At 45.2% G+C, this 16,970-nt stretch carries 18 protein-coding genes and 1 pseudogene; 16 read left to right on the top strand and 3 right to left on the bottom strand.

The annotated features are described in order from the left end of the window. The first annotated feature begins 90 nt into the window (after positions 1-90). The 3 genes from PV433_RS16425 (at position 91) to PV433_RS16415 (ending at position 2,030) form a co-directional block, all read left to right on the top strand. Complete coding sequence (locus PV433_RS16425) at positions 91-573, top strand: DUF5946 family protein (protein ID WP_332073155.1); 483 nt, start codon at positions 91-93, stop codon at positions 571-573. A 46-nt stretch (positions 574-619) separates the two neighbouring features. Then, entirely contained in the window at positions 620-1,198 is a 579-nt protein-coding gene (locus tag PV433_RS16420) for an MBL fold metallo-hydrolase (protein WP_332073154.1), read from the top strand. A gap of 268 nt (positions 1,199-1,466) precedes the next feature. Then, a complete protein-coding gene (locus PV433_RS16415; RefSeq protein ID WP_332073153.1) occupies positions 1,467-2,030 on the top strand; it encodes a chloramphenicol phosphotransferase CPT family protein in 564 nt (187 codons plus the stop codon). A gap of 198 nt (positions 2,031-2,228) precedes the next feature. Here PV433_RS16415 and PV433_RS16410 read toward each other — a convergent pair whose 3' ends face one another. Then, the gene (locus PV433_RS16410; protein WP_332073152.1) at positions 2,229-2,837 is read right to left on the bottom strand and encodes a TetR/AcrR family transcriptional regulator; all 609 of its coding nucleotides are present in this window, start codon (positions 2,835-2,837) and stop codon (positions 2,229-2,231) included. Between the two features lie 355 nt (positions 2,838-3,192). Here PV433_RS16410 and PV433_RS16405 point away from each other — a divergent pair, with 355 nt between their 5' ends. From PV433_RS16405 to PV433_RS16390, 4 genes and pseudogenes are all read left to right on the top strand, one after another. Then, positions 3,193-3,630, top strand: coding sequence for a hypothetical protein (locus PV433_RS16405; protein ID WP_332073151.1), 438 nt, complete (start codon positions 3,193-3,195; stop codon positions 3,628-3,630). A 13-nt stretch (positions 3,631-3,643) separates the two neighbouring features. Further along, positions 3,644-3,913: pseudogene (locus PV433_RS16400) on the top strand (CD3324 family protein). Between the two features lie 519 nt (positions 3,914-4,432). After that, on the top strand, positions 4,433-5,464 hold the full coding sequence (locus tag PV433_RS16395) for a VOC family protein (RefSeq protein WP_332073150.1): 1,032 nt from the start codon (positions 4,433-4,435) through the stop codon (positions 5,462-5,464). Between the two features lie 873 nt (positions 5,465-6,337). Next, positions 6,338-7,972, top strand: coding sequence for a P-loop domain-containing protein (locus PV433_RS16390; RefSeq protein WP_332073149.1), 1,635 nt, complete (start codon positions 6,338-6,340; stop codon positions 7,970-7,972). Between the two features lie 160 nt (positions 7,973-8,132). Here PV433_RS16390 and PV433_RS16385 read toward each other — a convergent pair whose 3' ends face one another. Then, the gene (locus PV433_RS16385; RefSeq protein WP_332073148.1) at positions 8,133-8,957 is read right to left on the bottom strand and encodes a helix-turn-helix domain-containing protein; all 825 of its coding nucleotides are present in this window, start codon (positions 8,955-8,957) and stop codon (positions 8,133-8,135) included. A 314-nt stretch (positions 8,958-9,271) separates the two neighbouring features. Between PV433_RS16385 and PV433_RS16380 the strand changes: the two genes are divergently transcribed. From PV433_RS16380 to PV433_RS16370, 3 genes are read left to right on the top strand one after another with little or no spacing between them, the layout of a single operon-like run. Then, entirely contained in the window at positions 9,272-11,203 is a 1,932-nt protein-coding gene (locus tag PV433_RS16380) for a glycosyl hydrolase family 28-related protein (protein WP_332073147.1), read from the top strand. Between the two features lie 39 nt (positions 11,204-11,242). Continuing rightward, the gene (locus PV433_RS16375; protein ID WP_332073146.1) at positions 11,243-12,079 is read left to right on the top strand and encodes a sugar phosphate isomerase/epimerase family protein; all 837 of its coding nucleotides are present in this window, start codon (positions 11,243-11,245) and stop codon (positions 12,077-12,079) included. Positions 12,080-12,100: 21 nt separating this feature from the next. Beyond that, a complete protein-coding gene (locus PV433_RS16370; protein ID WP_332073145.1) occupies positions 12,101-13,411 on the top strand; it encodes an ABC transporter substrate-binding protein in 1,311 nt (436 codons plus the stop codon). Between the two features lie 431 nt (positions 13,412-13,842). Here PV433_RS16370 and PV433_RS16365 read toward each other — a convergent pair whose 3' ends face one another. Continuing rightward, on the bottom strand, positions 13,843-14,316 hold the full coding sequence (locus tag PV433_RS16365) for an N-acetyltransferase (RefSeq protein WP_332073144.1): 474 nt from the start codon (positions 14,314-14,316) through the stop codon (positions 13,843-13,845). Positions 14,317-14,602: 286 nt separating this feature from the next. Here PV433_RS16365 and PV433_RS16360 point away from each other — a divergent pair, with 286 nt between their 5' ends. From PV433_RS16360 to PV433_RS34125, 6 genes are all read left to right on the top strand, one after another. Continuing rightward, positions 14,603-15,001, top strand: a complete 399-nt coding sequence (locus PV433_RS16360; RefSeq protein WP_332073143.1) for a GNAT family N-acetyltransferase — start codon at positions 14,603-14,605, stop codon at positions 14,999-15,001. 201 nt (positions 15,002-15,202) lie between these two features. Continuing rightward, on the top strand, positions 15,203-15,439 hold the full coding sequence (locus tag PV433_RS16355; RefSeq protein WP_332073452.1) for a DUF6953 family protein: 237 nt from the start codon (positions 15,203-15,205) through the stop codon (positions 15,437-15,439). A 247-nt stretch (positions 15,440-15,686) separates the two neighbouring features. Further along, a complete protein-coding gene (locus tag PV433_RS34130; RefSeq protein WP_442951537.1) occupies positions 15,687-15,848 on the top strand; it encodes a phosphoglycerate mutase family protein in 162 nt (53 codons plus the stop codon). 50 nt (positions 15,849-15,898) lie between these two features. Continuing rightward, positions 15,899-16,144 (top strand): helix-turn-helix domain-containing protein, encoded by a 246-nt coding sequence (locus tag PV433_RS16350; protein WP_332073142.1) that lies wholly within the window; start codon positions 15,899-15,901, stop codon positions 16,142-16,144. Between the two features lie 39 nt (positions 16,145-16,183). Then, the gene (locus tag PV433_RS16345) at positions 16,184-16,435 is read left to right on the top strand and encodes a hypothetical protein (protein ID WP_332073141.1); all 252 of its coding nucleotides are present in this window, start codon (positions 16,184-16,186) and stop codon (positions 16,433-16,435) included. Beyond that, positions 16,393-16,959 carry an IS630 family transposase gene (locus PV433_RS34125; RefSeq protein ID WP_442951542.1) on the top strand — a complete coding sequence of 189 codons (567 nt, stop codon included), beginning with the start codon at positions 16,393-16,395 and terminating at the stop codon, positions 16,957-16,959. Before PV433_RS16345 ends, PV433_RS34125 begins: the two co-directional genes overlap by 43 nt. Positions 16,960-16,970 lie beyond the last annotated feature (11 nt).

Here is a 16,970-nt window from a genome sequence, read left to right as displayed (position 1 = left end):
ACGAACAGTGTTCAAGATATTTTTCGGTACAATAAATGAGGTGATTTCATGTAAGATATTGAACGTCAGGCACAAAAAAAGGGAGTAAAGTTGGAGGGATCTGGGAGATGTCAATTTTGCGGCTCTAAAACAAATGGTGGGGTATTTGAATGTTTTGATGTTTTCAATGCTGTTGCAGTTAGTTCAGTTGATATAACCGGCATATCACAATTTATATATGCCGATGCCCATGCCTTGCAACATTCGGAGGTCCATGGGACTTGGAACAATAACCTGCATTTGACCAGACAGTATTTAATACTTGTTAGAAATGTGAAATGGAACTACTCGAAAACACCCCCTTTAAGCAATGTTTTGGATAAATACAAATTGAAACGCCCAGAAGATATGATCCCTCCGCTCCCTGTATTGGCAAGAGGGCGTACAACCATTACAGATTTGGTAGGACTGAAACAAGAGGAATTCAGTAAGATGTTATTGCAATGGGCAAATGACGTATACCAGTCATATGTTCGATATCATTCGATTGCAAAAGTTGTTGGTGACTTATATATAAATAAATTTGAGCGTTGAATGACTGGACATTAGATTAGAGTTATCAATATAAGAGGGGGATAGAATGAATTGCGTAAATATTGGGTATAATTCGACGAACTATTTTGCCATTCATTACCATAAAGAGTACTTGCTCATTGATACCGGTTTACCGGGTACATTGGGGAAGATGAAAAATCATTTTCAAAAATACGGTATTCGTTTGAATGATATTAAATATTTGATGTTAACTCATTTCCACCCTGATCATTGCGGGATTGCCCAAGAAATACAACTATTGGGTGTTGAATTAATAATTGGCCATACTCAACTGCCATTTTTGGCAGCTGCCAACGAATCCTTAGCAAAGTTCCCCGATTACAAACATATAGTCGTCAAACCCCAAAATATAATCAACGAAAATGATAAAATCTCATTCTATGAAAAGCTCGGCATGCCAGGCTATATCCTTCATACACCTGGGCATTCAGAGGATTCCATAAGCATTGTTATTGAAGGATTAGGCGTTTTTACAGGGGATTTACCGTTTATGAACCAGAAGATCACTGAACAAGTAGGGGTAATCGAACAAAGTTGGTCCAGGATTAGGAGTACAAGTGAAAAAAAGGTTTTTCCTGGGCATGGCAGTAGCTTTGAGCTTTGATCGAGCTAAGAATAGATGAGCTCAACTTTTGAATAAACTGGATTTAAAGACATTAAAGAATATCAATTGTGGGAAATAAGGAAAGAGTTTATTCCGATTTTGACATGCTTACCTCAGATTCACTAAACCGGACAGGCAACTTTAATGAACGGGAATCCGTTACGCTAACGGGTACGATAGCTCAATGGGGTTGCCACGGGATCAAGCAGCGGCCTCACTCCACTAACGGGCAGTTAACTTTAAGTCAACGGAAAGAGGGTAATGTTCAATGCAACTAGGGACAGTTATATTTTTAAATGGAACTTCGAGTTCGGGGAAAACCAGTATTTCCTTAGAATTACAACGAATTTTAGACGAACCATACTTACACATATCTTTAGATAAGTTTTTACATATGCTTCCAGTTGAATACCTTAATGGAAGTAAACCAGCGGATAAAACTAAAGATGCGATGTTTAAAGTTGCAAAGGGAATGCATCATGCACTTTCCGCATTAGTTGCTACTGGGAATAACATAATTGTCGACCATGTACTCCAAGAAAGACAGTGGTTAGATGAATGTGTTATGTTGTTAGCGGATTACAAAGTGTTGTTTGTTTCAGTAAATTGTTCGTTAGAAGAACTTCAACGAAGAGAAAGGGAAAGAGGAGATCGGAATATTGGTCTTGCAAATTATCAGTATAATCTGGTTCATACACATGGCACTTACGACTTAGAAATAAATACGGAACTCAATAAAACTCATGAGTGTGCACAGCAAATCAAACAGTATTTGCATGATAATTCTCATTTAAATGCCTTCAAAGTATTAAAGCAAAGATTGAGCGATTGAACTAATGGGTACGATAGTTCAATTGTTACCCGGCAGCCGGTCAAAATGTTCGGCTGCCTTGTTATGCTAACGGTAGGATATTTTGATGAGGCAAAGAAAGTTGATAGTAACATGCCGGGACACATTTTTCGCCGATAGACCTGTTAAGCTGAACCATATCTCAAGTAACGTCAAGTTTTTCGGGAGTCGTCTACAGGCTCATCCATTCGTAGCTTGCGAGCATAGCTCCTGAAGATGGCGGGTGACGATCTGCTCAACGGTCACCGGTGTGTAGAGTTCCGGGCGGAGCAGTGCGAGGATCGTCAAGCCTTCGACAATCGCGGCTAATCTGAATGTTTCGAGTTGAATGTCCACCGAAGAGGGGAGAAGCCGCCCCTTAGCTAGAATTTCGAGGACAGCTTGAGTCAGGTAGTGGAGTCCGTCGGTGAGCTCGTCTTTTTTAACTTGTAATGCCAAACTGGTGAGGGATCGGATGGCGAAGACCCACCAGACGCCGACGGAAGTTCGTTTTTCCGCATCCAAAGGGAGCAGTTGTAACAAAATTTCCTTCGCAGCCTCCATCGGAATAGGGCTTATTTCCAGGCGCTCTTCTGCTCGGGCAACTCCTCTTGTCAAATAATAATCCACGATAAATAGCAACAGCTCGTCCTGTGTTGAAAAATAATGACGCAATGCGCCAGGCGACAACCCCGCCGCTGCTGCAACGGCCCGGATTGACGCATGTTCGATCCCTTTTTCTTCAATAATACTCCATGCTGATTCGGCGATCAGTTTTCTTTTTTGTTCGTGGTCCACGACCTTCGGCAACGGTAAACGCCCCTCTTGTCTTATTTAACACACTGTACTAAAATAAATAATACAGTGTGTTATTTAGATTTGATTCAGTTATATCGCGTCGCAGTTATCACGTCAATAGTTGGACTTTGTCGTGATTGACGGGAGGGGATGCAATGCAAGAGCAAATCGATGGATTTTTTCGTTTTCACTCCATCTGTTCTAGTTGCAGAAGAGAGTTTTATGTTATTGAAGGGACTCAAGCTTACGACCATGTGAAACGAAATCTCAAAGGAATACATTGCTGCGAAGACTGCAAAACCAGGATCGAGCTTGAAGCACGACTACAGCTCGGAAGACGACTTTTGACCGGCAGAGATTAGGTTTCATGAGTGTGGAGGATATTGAGCGGATGCTTCTGGAAGACGGAGAAGAGGCGATGGCCGAGTTGTTCCGAAATCAGTATCCTCCTAGCCTTACACGCGAACCGAACCAAGTCATTCTTACCCTGAGAGATTCAGGATCAGAAGCGATAGTGGGAATCGCGTTTTATCGAGTTGGAGTGACCTATGGAGGAACACCCAATGAATTTCTTACTGCTTCAGCTTTTGGTATCCATATCAGGCCTCAGTACCAGGTTAGTCGAAAAGAGATTAGGAGATTCGTTCAGGGATGCCTGGTAACGATGAAGCAATTGGATTTGCGTCATGTCCATACGAGGCTTACATTGAACCATTTTGATGTGTTTGCCGCTATGGTTTCCGAAGGGTTCCATAATACAAATGCCGAACGATCTAATGCGATTCGTCTTTCCAAGAGATTGTAATGGGAAAACGCCAATGAAGAAATATGTAAATGCTAAACAGATTTTGCCGGAAAGCTTAATTCAAGAAATTCAGAAGTATGTTAAAGGCCAACACATCTACATTCCTCAGACGGACCGCCAGGAGTGGGGCACTTCTACCGGAGTACGCGAAAATATGGAGTAGCGAAATACCGAGATATGCCGGAGCTATTATGGGGGGATAAGCATATCGCAGTTGGCGGAGACTTACAATTTAAGCGAGGAACGGATTCGAGGAATTATTTATGAGAGACAGCGTGAGTAGGAGAAAATGTGCAAATTCCCGTTAAAAACCTGGAACTCTCCATAGCATGGTACGAAGCCAATCTTGGCTGCCGGTGCAATATATAATAAGCGAAAAGGACACTGGCATCCCGTCAGTGTTCTTTCGTACCTCAACGGGTGATTTTTAACACTGCGGGCATCAAGATGGCCGGGTCCACCTTTCCCCATGGCGTAAACGTCGTTGACAGCACTTAGCGTTTGCCGGACTCTGCCGAACGGTATGCGCCGAACATAATTTTATGAACGTGCGGTTGCTTCCTGGCCGATTGTACAGGCTGCTTTCCAGCGCAAAGGCAGCGGACAAAATGAGTCGTCACGCCTTCATGCGGAAGGATGCGATTGAATCATGCGGTACATGACAATCGGCGGGGGCCGCGCGAGTCCGGTTCGACGGGCCAGATGGGGGCGACGTTAAGCTAACGGGAAATATAATTTGATAAATTAATACACATTTAGCTTCCTTTATTGTGGTAATATTTACCTAATTGAGGTGATATTCATGAGTCAGGTCACAAAAGAACAATCTGATGTAGAGGAAAGAATGGTTGGCGGGTACAAGCCCACCAGTATTCCAAGTGCATTAAAAGTTGTTAGCGGACAGATAAACCAACTGGAGGTTGTGATCATGTCGGAACAAAATGCGAGCAACAACACAGATGTGCCTGTGATAACGGAGAATAGTAACATTGAAAGAGGACAATTCTTGCTAACGTTTCCAGTACGTATGGTATTGGATGTACAAAAGTCTCAGGCGTGGTATCGGGATGTATTTGATTGTGATGATATTTCTGGTTATGGACATGCAGCACGAAAAGGGATGGGTCTAATATTAAAGAAGGCTGTTTCGGAAAAAGATATTCGTCCAAACGCCGTTTCAAAGAAGAGATCAGCTTATCCAACAGAATGGGATAGTCCAGATTATAGTTGGGATTCACTTATTTATGTGGATTGGAGTAACCTTGAATTTATTGTTGAAAAAGTACGGGAAAAGGGCGGAACAATTGCCGTTGAACCCTTTGAGTACTCACATGGAACTAGGATTTTCAAAAAAGCGCATATCCTAGATTTAGATGGATACAACATGGTTTTAAGTGCGAGAAAGGAAAAGTCAGACGAGCAGAAAGCAACACCTGAAAAACAAGAATTTACATTCAAAAAGGCGATACAAGTACGTCTTGTCTCGGATCTGAAAAAGTCTTTGGAATGGTATCGAAATATATTGGGATGTGACGAAGTGAATGAAGAGGGCTATGCAAGACGCGGTGAAATGGAAGTTATCTTGCAAGAGGCGGTATCGCCAGATGAAGTACATCCCAATGCTGTGCCGGCAGACAATGAACAATGGGATACTTTTGTACACGTAGCTTGGGAGGATGTATGGCGCATCACTGAAGAGGTACGCGAAAAAGGCGGTAATATTGGTGTAGAACCGTTTGTGATTACAGCAGATCGTTGGGACTTCTCAAATGCACATATATTAGATCCGGATGGATATAACATCATTTTAGGAGGTATGCGGGATAAACATTAAGGCATTGTTGATTAAACAAACGGAGTACAAGAGCTCAATAAAAATTTTGTAGACGAGTGGCTTTTTACGATCAGCTCCTTGCTAGCAGACAGATTTCTTCTATAAGCAATTGCTATATCTCGATTGTTACCTGACACAACTGGATAAATGTTCGCTGCCGTCGTTATCGTGGTGTTTTCAATCGATGGGGGCATCTTTTACCTATTTCAGGGTTTGAGTTCATTATAATTAATTCTTCCCTATATTGTGGATGATCTCTATGTTAGGATTGTGGTGCTGTAAAAAATAAATCGTAACGAGGTGAGGACAATGAAAACAAAAAAAACATATACGTCTTATCCTCATATTGCTTTTTAGTTAATTTTTACGAATCCATTAGGCTCTGAGGGTAGGACTCACTCTCAGGGCTTTTATATTTAGGCAGAAGGAACGTTTTTCGCTTTCTTGCCGGTCTATGACAGCCACTTACGGAGTGGCTGTTATTTTTTTAAGGACAAAAGGTTGGTCAAGGCAACAATAGTGGTTTTATTTTAAATTGGTTAGGATTTAATCGTTTGTGTTGCAAATGGATCTGAACTCTATTAGGGGGAATATGTATTGAACTTGAATGACTTAGGAAGGAATTCATTTTTCGAGGAACATTTCAAACCGTATCGGGTTATGTTTGAGCAGGCTCACACCTGGAGAGTAGGGGGCGATCCGTCTCGTCGTTACCTTGTTCCAAAGGATAAGGGGCCCCCTTCTTGAGATATCGTTTCATTTTCGGCATCGTTTCCCGTTAATCACCGCTTTCCAAAGAAGAAAGGATGATCCTTTATTAAAAGACTCGCTCAATATTTTCGCTCCTTACAATCCGGACAGTCATCGTATAGTATGATTTATGAACCTGACCCAACCTATTGGAATAATGATGTTGCCTATTACATTGAACGGACACATAAACTCACACTGGATAAACCATGCATCACCATAAAAATACCTTTTGACCGTCTCGGCTTAGATGAAAATAGGGATCAAGTAGCTCTCTCCGATTTTGCATTAAGAGAATGGGGTAATCATATTAGGACATTAAATGAATTGATTTATAACCGGTCACGTCCTGATAAAGAAAATGGTGCTTATTATTGTTTTCGTCCAACGAATGTGGTGTTGCAACGTAATGCATCCTTTGTCGAAGTCATCTCGGAAGAATGGTATCTATGCTTAATGATTACAGTTCAACTTCCGTTCAGGAATAATGATAAAGCTATGCGCATGCTCTGCAAAATGCTTCCAAAAGAAGTGGAGAAGTTTATTGCTACGTTTGATCTCATCCAATTAAATGCAGCCTATGGATTGGTAAAAAAACAAAATAGGATTCGCGAATGGCTGAAATCCAGTGATTATTGTGCGTTTATTGCGAATGGCAGCATTTTGCCAAGAAATAAAGACAACAGCGGGCCACTGGAGGGTGCCTTGCCTTTTACATCTCCGGAAGATGTTGAAGTTGAAATTTGTGGTCTGCGAGGAATGGGAATTAAACAAGGTGTGACGGTCATCACCGGCGGTGGTTATTCGGGTAAAAGCACTTTGCTGGATGCACTAAATTCGGGGATTTACAATCACAGCATAGGCGACGGACGAGAATTTGTGATAACCGATCAAAGTGCAATGGAAATATCCGCAGAGGAAGGCCGTTCCATAAAAAATATCAATATAACGCCTTTCATAAAATGGATACCCAATGGTTCGGCTGAACAGTTTTCGACTGACTACGCCTCAGGTTCCACATCTCAAGCCGCCAATATTATGGAGGCAATCAACGTCGGGTGTAAGCTTCTTCTTATTGATGAAGACAGAAGTGCGACGAATTTTATGATTCAAGACATCAAAATGCGTTCCTTAATCAAGCATGAACCCATTACACCTTTTACGGAACGTGTCAGGGAGCTTTATGAGGCTGCCCACGTATCTTCCGTTCTTGTTATTGGAGGTAGCGGTGAATTTTTAGCCGTTGCCGATCAAATCATCCTGATGGACAATTTTGTGCCAAAAAACGTAACCCAGGAAGCAAAAAAATTATGTGAACACGACAAACCACGCGAACGTATCCCCTATACAAAATGGGAGATAGAAAGAAAAATAACCACCGATCACTTTTCGAGCTATCCGCAGGGCAGTGGTACAGAAAAGCTGATGGTTTCAACCATGGGATACATGATGATAGGTGATGAACAAATTGATATCAGAGGGCTTTACAATATCACATCACACGCCCAGCTTGCAGCTATCGCCTTTTTAATTCGAAAAATCGCTGTAAGAAATCAGGATCGCCTCATCTTTCTTCATGAAAAGATCAAAAAAGCACTCGAAGATATGGAGAGAGAAGGAGTAGATATCGTATTTTCTTCCTTTTTCCCTGATTTCGATAGATGGCTTGAATTACCAAGAATTAATGAAGTGTTAGCTGTCATAAACCGAATGAAACATTTGAATTTTATTCAGCTCGATTCCTCTGAACACCTCTAATCACGACATGAAGAAGGACCGCGAGAGCGGTCCGTAGCTCGAACGCGATTCGCCGCGCGCTTCCTGGGTTCAAGTGCGCCGTGTACCGCACCTCTTCCGTAACCGGAAAGTGGCGGCGGTAATAGCTTCGCGCCAACTCGCGGAATTGCCGGGGAAGCAGCTAGATCCGATGCGCTTTTCTGAAGGCGGTCGGCGTGACTCCCATATGCTTCTTGAAGATGTAGCTTAAATAATAGGCGTTCTGGTAACCAATGTATTCCGAGATTTGATCAAGTGTCATGGTTGTTTCCAGCAGCAGCTGTCTCGCTTTTTCCAGACGCAATTCGGTCAACAACTGGATCGGGGTTTGTCCGAAGCTAGCTTTAAACTTCTGGCATAGCCGTGCTGGACTTAGTCGCAATTGTGCAGCAATGTCCTTCAGATCAACAGTCTCAAAGGCATGTTTGCGAATGAGGGCGGAGGCTTCGTTCATGATCGGCTCTGGTTGTTTGCCAGCTTGCCATTCTTTCGGCCAAGGCCATTTGCTGCACTCCCTCCCATATGATAACCAGATGTCCAGCATATAGTGACCGCACAGCCACAGCTTCACTTCCTCGCTGAGTCCTTCGGATTGCTTCATCAAGGAATAGTTGGTTGCCAACCGCTTCGTATCGGCGATACTCGTTTTGCCGACAAACCGGGTCGGTTCCGCCTGTCCCGCCCTCACCAAGTCGTTGATCCGCCATCGAACCCGAATCGCAAAAAAAGTAAGCGGCGATATAACGACCCTGCGCAGAACCGTATTTGCCGGACAAATGATCAAATCGCCGAATGCGGCAATGCCCTTCTCCTCGTTAAATTCATACTGGAACGACCCGTCTATGACGGCGAAAATGGTCCATTCCTTGCAGGTATCCTCATAAAACAAAAATTTGTCTTTTCGCTCCCAATATCTGCAATATGTGAGCTGGGGGATCAGAACATTTCGACCCTCTTCGGTATGCAAGTCGGCTCCTCCGTTCTGCAAGAGTACTTCACTAGCCTTAACATAATCTGAGACTGATTGTAACATACGATCGATTCTTTAGGGCATGATCCAGGAAGATCATCCAGGCGTTGCCCGGCCGACAGTTACCCCCTCCCTGCCCAGGAAGGGGGCTTCTCTCGGAATTCCGTTAAAATTTATATATAGTCTGGTTTAATTCTCTTTATTTTAAAAGCAATCGGGTTCCACTATGCTGAAAGCAGGATCAGCTTGCTCATTATTTGTAAACGCTTACCGTTTCTTGATAACCAAAAACCACAGATCGGAGGTCTACTATGAATCAAGAGAAAGAAATCGGCACAAAGGAAGAGGTTGACGATTCGGGAACGGTCAGCGGCAGCAGAAGAAAGCTGCTCGCATCGATTGGCTTGGCAGGCACGGCTTTGGTCGCGGGCAGTCTGTGGAGCGCCGCGAATGTCCAGGGGAAACGGGTGACAGAAGCGGTATACGGGGCGGAAGAGGAGGGGTGTTGTTGGCCCAAGGTGACGATTGCCGAGCTGCGTTCCTTGTCTACGGCTCCTGCGGAATTTTATGTTGTGACCGATCCGGGCCAGGAGGGCGTGTTCCGTTTCGATCCGGCCGACGGGTCGAGCGCGGATGACACCGGTCTGGTAATCGTCTCGGCTACAGGAGCACGGTTCAAACGCATTTTCCAGGGAGCGTTCAACGTAAAATGGTTTGGGGCGAAAGGCGACAACGCGTCTGACGATACACAGTCCATACAAGCGGCTGTGGATGCCGCGCAGAACCGGGGGTCAGTCGTCTACTTTCCGTCTTCCGATTTTTATTTGATCTCAAGCCCGATCCTGATCGATTCCAGTAAGCGAGGGATTCGGCTGATCGGGGACGACTATAACCGCCGGGTCCATTCTTCCGTCATTCGTCCGCATGCTTCCGTCACGGCGTCGGCTCCGCTCGAAGCAATCTTCAAGTTTACGGATACCGTGGTGGGGAATCAGTTCGAATTTTCGAATCTCGACATTTCCGGAGACAACAAGACGAAGTACGGGATATATTCCAAAAAAATCGCGCATTCGCTGTTCCGCCGGATTTCCATCAAAGGAACGACCTTGGCCGCGCTTGCTATCGGCTACGGCTGGTGCAATGACGTCGAGACATGCGAAATATCTTACAACCGCGGCGATGGCATCCAATTGGTTGATGGTGAAGTGAACGTCTTCAATGTTGTGAATACGAAAATATTCACGAATGACGGCATTGGCATCTATTTGTCCAGGAAAGCGCTTGGCGTCCGGATCAACGGCTGCAATATCGAAGGAAACAAAGTATGCGGCGTTTTCGCCCGCAATTCAATCATGCCCTTCGATCTGTCCGACAACTATTTCGAAAATAATGGCTCGGTCGGTTATTCGTTTGCGAATCCGGAGCGGTTGGTGAAAGCGCAGATCATTATAAACGGAACAGTCGCAGCGGCCACGGTCGGCAACACGCAGCCGGTCAGCTCCATCCGGATCGTCAATAATTTCGCCAGTCTACGGGATTCCGACTGTTTGGTAGCTTGCTATTCCGCCAAGCTGGGGCTGGAGATCGGCAACAACAGCATCTCCCGCTCGAGCGCTCCTTTCAAAGCCTACACGCTGCTAAGAACAGGGACGAGCAGGACCGGAATGGGAGCATGGGTCAACAATCTGAAGATATACGGGAACGGCGTCGCTTACGACGAAACGTACGCTTCGCTGGCGAATTTGCAAATCGAGGACTTGGCCGCATCGAAGACACACTTTCATAAGGCTGAAATTCAGGGTGTTACGAGGGTAAACTACTCGCCGGGTCTGGGACAATTCGTTCCCGTCACGACGGGAAGCGGAACGTTTGCTTTGTCGAGCGCCACCTACCGCACCTACGAGGCGTTTGAACTGTCCGGGGCTGCCAATACGAGCGACTGGGGGTTCACGATCGATTTGGCGTTGTACCCGGAGTTAGCGAGCAAGTACGTTTATTTTGCTTTTTATGCGAGAGCTTCGGAGGCTTTGGCGGGTGCTGCGGCCTATTCCAGTCAGTTAGGTCCGAGCACGACAGCCTATTTTGAGAATACGGATTGGCAGCTCGTCTCCTACGTAGACTTATTGCCGTCCTCGGGAACAGTTTCCTTCGGTATACGGAAACTGTCTGTCCATGCAACCAGTCTCGTATATGTCGCCCATCCGGTATTGAGCGAGGTTGGGGTACCGTACGACTGGTACTGAACGCGGGATTGCGGGAACTGAATAGGAGGGACGCGGAAGATGAAACTGGCCTGTATGACATTGCCTTATGCAACCTGTTCCATGGAAAGGGCTTTGGAAGGAATCGCGCGCGCGGGGTATCGATATATCGGCATCGGGAATCCTCACGCGGGGATTGAATTACCGGATGCGGACGACATCGGTGCCATCGGCCAATTGACCGGACTGTTTGCCGAGTACAACTTGCAACCGTTGCAGCTCATGTCCAATGCACATTTTAAGATCGATCAGCCGATCGAGCGGGCGAGGCAGCGCATGCAACTAGCGAAAGCGCTGGGAATCAAGGAAATACTTACAATCGGGACGCAAAGCTATCGCTCCTTTCCGTCGGATCCTCTGACAGAGGAGGAAATGCAACCGATAAACCGGGCATACATCGAACGGTACAAACAAATTGCCGAGGAAGCTGCCCTACTCGACCTCATCATAACGATCAAACCCCATACCGGCAATACGGCAACCGCCGTGGATATGCTGGAGACTTTGCAGCAAATCGGTTCCCCGCATATTCGGGGATGCTACGATCCCGGCAATGTGGAGTTTTACGAAGGAATTGATGCCTCTGACGATTTTCCCCAGGTGGCGGAGCGCACGCATTCGCTTATCGCCAAAGATCACCGCGGGGAACGGGGCGCACGCGATTTCCCGATACCCGGCACAGGAGATGTAGATTTCCCGGCTATTTTTACCGTTTTAAAGAGGGGCGGGTTCCAGGGCAATGTATTTTTGGAGCGGGTGGACGGACCGTCTGTACCCGAGCTGATCGATCAGCGAATCGCAGATGCTCGAATGCACCTGGTTCGCATGTTGCAGGAAGCGGGTTTTAGACCAGAATGATGGAAACGCGAGGGTGTCCATATGTTCAAGCAGAGAGCAAGATTGCTAATCCTGTTAGCCGGAATAACCGCTATTGTCGGAGCTTGCAGCGGAGGGGCAAAAGAGGGAGCCGATGTTCCTCAAACGGCTAAAGAAAATCCGGCCAAACGCGTTCCGCTAACCTTAGTGTCCATTTCTCCTATAGAGGAGATGGAAGTGGTTTATTTGGAGCCGCTGCGCAAAAAACACCCTCATCTCGATGTGCGGTACATTCAATCATCGAAGGCTAATGGCACGACGATTCCCGAACTGCTGGCAACCGGCGTCAAGTTCGATTTGTACACCAATTCACGGGGAGGATTCGAGGAGACGCTGCTCGATTACGATCTGAAGTACGATATGAGCGACTTGATCCGCAAGCATAACGTCGATATTGGCCATCTGGAGCCGACAGCTATCGAATCGATGCGGCAGATGTTCGATGGAAAGCTTTATGGCCTTCCGGTTAAGATGAACAGTTTGCTGCTCTACTACAACAAGACGCTTTTCGATACGTTCGGAGTGTCCTATCCGAAAGACGGGATGTCATGGGCGGAAACGCTCGATCTGGCGAACAGAATGACACGGTTTGACGGCAGCGTGCAATATTACGGGATCGGCAGCCATGGTACGGGTGCGATGATCGGCTGGAATCCCTATTCTTTGCCATTGGTGGACGGGACCAAGCGAATACCGACGGTTCATACGAACGCGCAATGGCAGACACTGGTCCAATCTGTGCTATTAAATCCCGTATTCACGAAAGCATACAAAGAAATAGGGAAAATACCGGATTGGTCAACGTTTAGCAAGGACCGCAGGGTTGCCATGCTTTTGTACACGGCGGCCGCTCCGCTTGCACTGACAAAAGAGTTTTCGTCGCTCGATTGGGACATGGTTTCATTTCCGGTATTGCCCGGCTTGGCTGAAGTTGGCTCGCAGGTTTCTCCGAATTATTTCGGCATCACTTCGCTTTCGGAGCATAAAGAGGCGGCCATGGAGGCAATCAAGTTTTGGACTTCGCTCGAATTTTTTGTCGAAAATTCGAAGGGCGGTACATTGATGGCTTCGAGAGCCAAGGAAGTGAGGGAGACGCTTGGATCGGAATCTCCTTTCCCGAGTAAAAATTGGCAGGCGGTCACCTATTATCCTTTCGCGCCGCTTGCAGCGACAACGAACGTCGATTCCAAAGCGAGGAGCATCTATGAGAAGCATCTGAATGCGTTGCTTGCGGGAACGGTCGATCTCAACACAGGCTTGCGTATGATGGCGGAAGAGACACAGAAAATGATAGACGAGCAGCCGAACCCATGAAGCGATTGTTAGTGGGATGCCGAAGTAAAGTGAAGGTGGCTCAGCTAAACGGAGACGATAGTTCAAAAAGCGAGGCTGCCGGGGATATTATTAAAATGTTGAAGGGTAGGGCTATAAGATGTCGCTGGAAAAGAATGAAGTGGAGCTCGGAGAGGATGAAATCAGAGGCATCCTCCATAAGCTTGAACAGGATGAGCTCGTCGAGATGCCATCCACAGGTAAGTCAGCTTCAGAGCTGAACACGCTTCTGTTGGAAGTGTTTCGGCGACGGAATGCTAAAAGATCGCCGGCCGAGCAGAACAAAGTCATTTCCGCGCTCCGTGGAACAGAGTTTGTCGCGGGCACGATAGTCAAGGAGCTCCTACGCGGCAGCTCCTTTTTCGTTTCCTCAACGGGCAGGATAGTTCAGTCGAGCTTGCCTAATACCTCTTCTACTTGTAATTTTTAAAAGTATCAAGCACCATAGCATTTTCGTCGCAGTTTGAAAACTTAGAACAATTCATACAATCTTTCCATGTTTTTTCCATAGGTAAGTTGCTCTTATCGACGATGTTGAAGCCACACTTTTTAAAAAAATCAACTTGATATGTCAAAGATAATAAAGTTTTAACCTCAAGCTTTCTTGTTTCATCTAAGACGGCATACACAAGACTTCTTCCGATACCTTTTCCGAAATGAGTTGTTGATACAGTCAGTGATCTAACTTCTGCAAGATCTTTATCCAATATGTGTAGGCTTACGGTTCCAACAATTTCACCGTTACTTTCAGCAACATAAAAACACTGAAGGTATTCGTAAATTGAATTAAGAGTTCTATGAAGTAGTTTGCCTTCATCAGCGTATGCATTTATTAGTTTATACATCTCATTTGTATCTGTAATTGTTGGTTTTCTAATTCGATACATCCAATCCCTCCCAGGAAATAAGATTTTAAATATTTATACAAAAATAAGAGTAATAATTCAATAGTTATTTCTGAAATGGACATTTAAATCTGTCGTTAATTCGATTTAGCGGTTTCAATAAGCTACGGGTGTGATAGCCTAGAAAAGGCACTGTATAACTATATGGATCAGCTTTGCCACGGCAGCTGCTCCTCTTTTTATTAAGCTATTTGGAAGCTATGCTCAATAAGGAAATACATGTATAATTATGTCGTCCTTAATAAATTTTTGAATGAGGTCTGAACTAATGATAATTTACAAAAGCGATGAAACACCATCATCGAAGGAAGTCATAGCACTATACAACAAAGCTACTTTAAGACGACCTAACGACGAGAGACGCATGGAATTGATGTTAAAGAATGCAAATATTAAAGTATCCGCTTGGCATAACGGGAAGTTAGTGGGTTTCCTGAGAGCATTCACAGACTTTTGCTTTGACTGTTACATTAACGATATTGCTGTTGACCCTGAGTACCAGGGAATGGGAATCGGCAAAGGACTAGTAGAGTATTTAAAACCACAGTTAGAAAAGGATACATTGATGTTCCTTATTTCCGCCCCTGAATCTAAAAGGTTTTATAAAAAAGTCGGATTTAAAAATTTTGAAGATATCGAAGATACATGGCACCAAGTTATTAAATAACCCATTGCATCACTAAGCTACGACGACGGGTACGAAAGAGCTAAATACAAACACAAGGGCAGCCTCTAGAATGATCGGTTGCCTTTACTCGAAACAGTGAGAGAAAGCCGTTATGGCTTTGGTAGTATTTGTTGATATAATTAAAGATGAAGCAGATCAAGATAGATCAACTTTTTCGATTGGTAGGTTGATGAGATGACCATGAAAGCAACAGCCGAGCAGGTGGCCGAATGGATGCTGGAGAAGGTGAGGTTCGCGGGAATTCTGTACCAAGAGGAGGCCGTGAACTACATTCGTACAAATTTCGGAGAGCAGTTTATTTACGTGAATGAGAACGGGAATACGTCTATTGATAAGAATGTAAAGAAATTTTTCAAAAAGCTCCACAGCGGAAAAGTCGCTTGGGATCGGGACGGTTTTTTCTGGGGTTGGACATAAGGAAGGGACTAGCCGTCATGCTGGTCTCTTTTTTATTTCATAAGACCCCGCTGAATCTGTTGAGGTCGCCTCATTGAAGTAACGGGTACAAGAGCCCAATTAAACATAACGGCAGCCGGCCTGAACGATCGGCTGCCGTTTCTCAACGGGCAGGAAAGCTTAGCTAATAATTACTTTATCACATCCCAATAACTGGTGGGAATGGTAGACTGAATAGAGAGACAGGTACATGGGGTATTAGCAAGATATGAGGAAAATGTATATTATTCAACATTGTCAGTCAGAGCATCACATAAATAATATGTCGGGTGGCTGGACTGATACTCCGTTAACTGATTTGGGTAGAAAACAAGCGGAGCTTGTTGGATTGAAATTAAAAAAAGAACTAGTGCCCCATCTGAGATCGTAGTTGGAAATATGGGTAAATAACCTTAACGACTACGACTCGGAGGGATTGCCATGACTTTGTACGTTCGTGAGTTATCCAATGAAGAAGGCAACAAACTGCTGCATATCGTCCGTAGAGGTACTGAACCGGTTGAGGTTCGGCGTGCACTTCTGATCCTAGCCTCTGCACAGAAAATGAAAGTGCCTGAGATTAGCCGACTGTATCATATCTCTGGTGAACACATTCGAAAGACGATCCATCGTTTTAACGAAGAAGGAATGGGCTCTCTCAAGCCAAACTATGGCGGAGGTCGATAACCGACATTCACGACGGAACAACGAGAGGCAATCATTGATTTGGCGCAGATCCCACCGCACACCATTGGGTATCCATTTACAAACTGGTCGCTTTCTAAATTGAAAGAAGCTGCTGAAGAGCGCGGCCTAGCGGCATCGATCTCCATTGAAACGGTACGGGTTATTCTAGATGAAGCAAAGATTACGTACCAGCACACGAAGACCTGGAAAGAATCGAACGACCTTGATTTTGAAGTTAAAAAAAACGAATCGAATCGTTATACGAAGCGCCTCCATGTGACGGGCGCGTAATCTGTGTAGACGAATTTGGTCCTCTTTCCCTGCAGCCTTACCGCGGAAAGGGCTGGTTCCAACAACGTCGTCCTAATCGATTACGTGCTACGTATACACGCCCTCATGGCGTCCGCCACCTGCTTGCTGCGCTTGATTTAAAAACGAACAAGTTATATGGCCACGCTTCGAAAACGAAGAAACACGCAGATATTCTTCGTTTCTTCAAGGTGCTTCGCCGCCGCTTTCATGCTTCGGAAAGACTTTACATCGTTCTTGATAACTTCTCGCCGCACCACCATAAAAAAGTGAAAGCTTGGGCACAGGAAAACGATGTAGAACTCGTATTCACACCGACATATGCATCATGGTTAAACCGAATCGAGTGTCATTTTGGACCGCTTCGAAAGTTCGTACTGGAAGGCAGCGACTTCACAGCGCATAAAGATCTTGGCTCAGCTATTCAAGCTTATCTTCGTTGGCGGAATAAAAACAAACGTCATGCGGCTATTCTACGTGAGCAAAACAAGATCAAGGTTATCTGATGGGGCACTAG

This window comes from Paenibacillus sp. GYB004 (assembly GCF_036577605.1).
GTDB lineage: Bacteria > Bacillota > Bacilli > Paenibacillales > NBRC-103111 > Paenibacillus_AB > Paenibacillus_AB oceani.
The sequence above is the reverse complement of the archived record's forward strand: the minus strand, read 5'-3'. Positions and strand labels throughout refer to the sequence as shown.

What these genes read in the sequence shown, in the direction of transcription:
- PV433_RS16360 (WP_332073143.1), top strand. Translation starts at nt 14,603, where the DNA reads ATGATAATTTACAAAAGCGATGAAACACCATCATCGAAGGAAGTCATA.
- PV433_RS16370 (WP_332073145.1), top strand. Translation starts at nt 12,101, where the DNA reads ATGTTCAAGCAGAGAGCAAGATTGCTAATCCTGTTAGCCGGAATAACC.
- PV433_RS16405 (WP_332073151.1), top strand. Translation starts at nt 3,193, where the DNA reads ATGAGTGTGGAGGATATTGAGCGGATGCTTCTGGAAGACGGAGAAGAG.
- PV433_RS16355 (WP_332073452.1), top strand. Translation starts at nt 15,203, where the DNA reads ATGAAAGCAACAGCCGAGCAGGTGGCCGAATGGATGCTGGAGAAGGTG.
- PV433_RS16375 (WP_332073146.1), top strand. Translation starts at nt 11,243, where the DNA reads ATGAAACTGGCCTGTATGACATTGCCTTATGCAACCTGTTCCATGGAA.
- PV433_RS16390 (WP_332073149.1), top strand. Translation starts at nt 6,338, where the DNA reads ATGATTTATGAACCTGACCCAACCTATTGGAATAATGATGTTGCCTAT.
- PV433_RS16415 (WP_332073153.1), top strand. Translation starts at nt 1,467, where the DNA reads ATGCAACTAGGGACAGTTATATTTTTAAATGGAACTTCGAGTTCGGGG.
- PV433_RS16365 (WP_332073144.1), bottom strand. Translation starts at nt 14,316, where the DNA reads ATGTATCGAATTAGAAAACCAACAATTACAGATACAAATGAGATGTAT.
- PV433_RS16380 (WP_332073147.1), top strand. Translation starts at nt 9,272, where the DNA reads ATGAATCAAGAGAAAGAAATCGGCACAAAGGAAGAGGTTGACGATTCG.
- PV433_RS16395 (WP_332073150.1), top strand. Translation starts at nt 4,433, where the DNA reads ATGAGTCAGGTCACAAAAGAACAATCTGATGTAGAGGAAAGAATGGTT.
- PV433_RS34130 (WP_442951537.1), top strand. Translation starts at nt 15,687, where the DNA reads ATGAGGAAAATGTATATTATTCAACATTGTCAGTCAGAGCATCACATA.
- PV433_RS16350 (WP_332073142.1), top strand. Translation starts at nt 15,899, where the DNA reads ATGACTTTGTACGTTCGTGAGTTATCCAATGAAGAAGGCAACAAACTG.
- PV433_RS16420 (WP_332073154.1), top strand. Translation starts at nt 620, where the DNA reads ATGAATTGCGTAAATATTGGGTATAATTCGACGAACTATTTTGCCATT.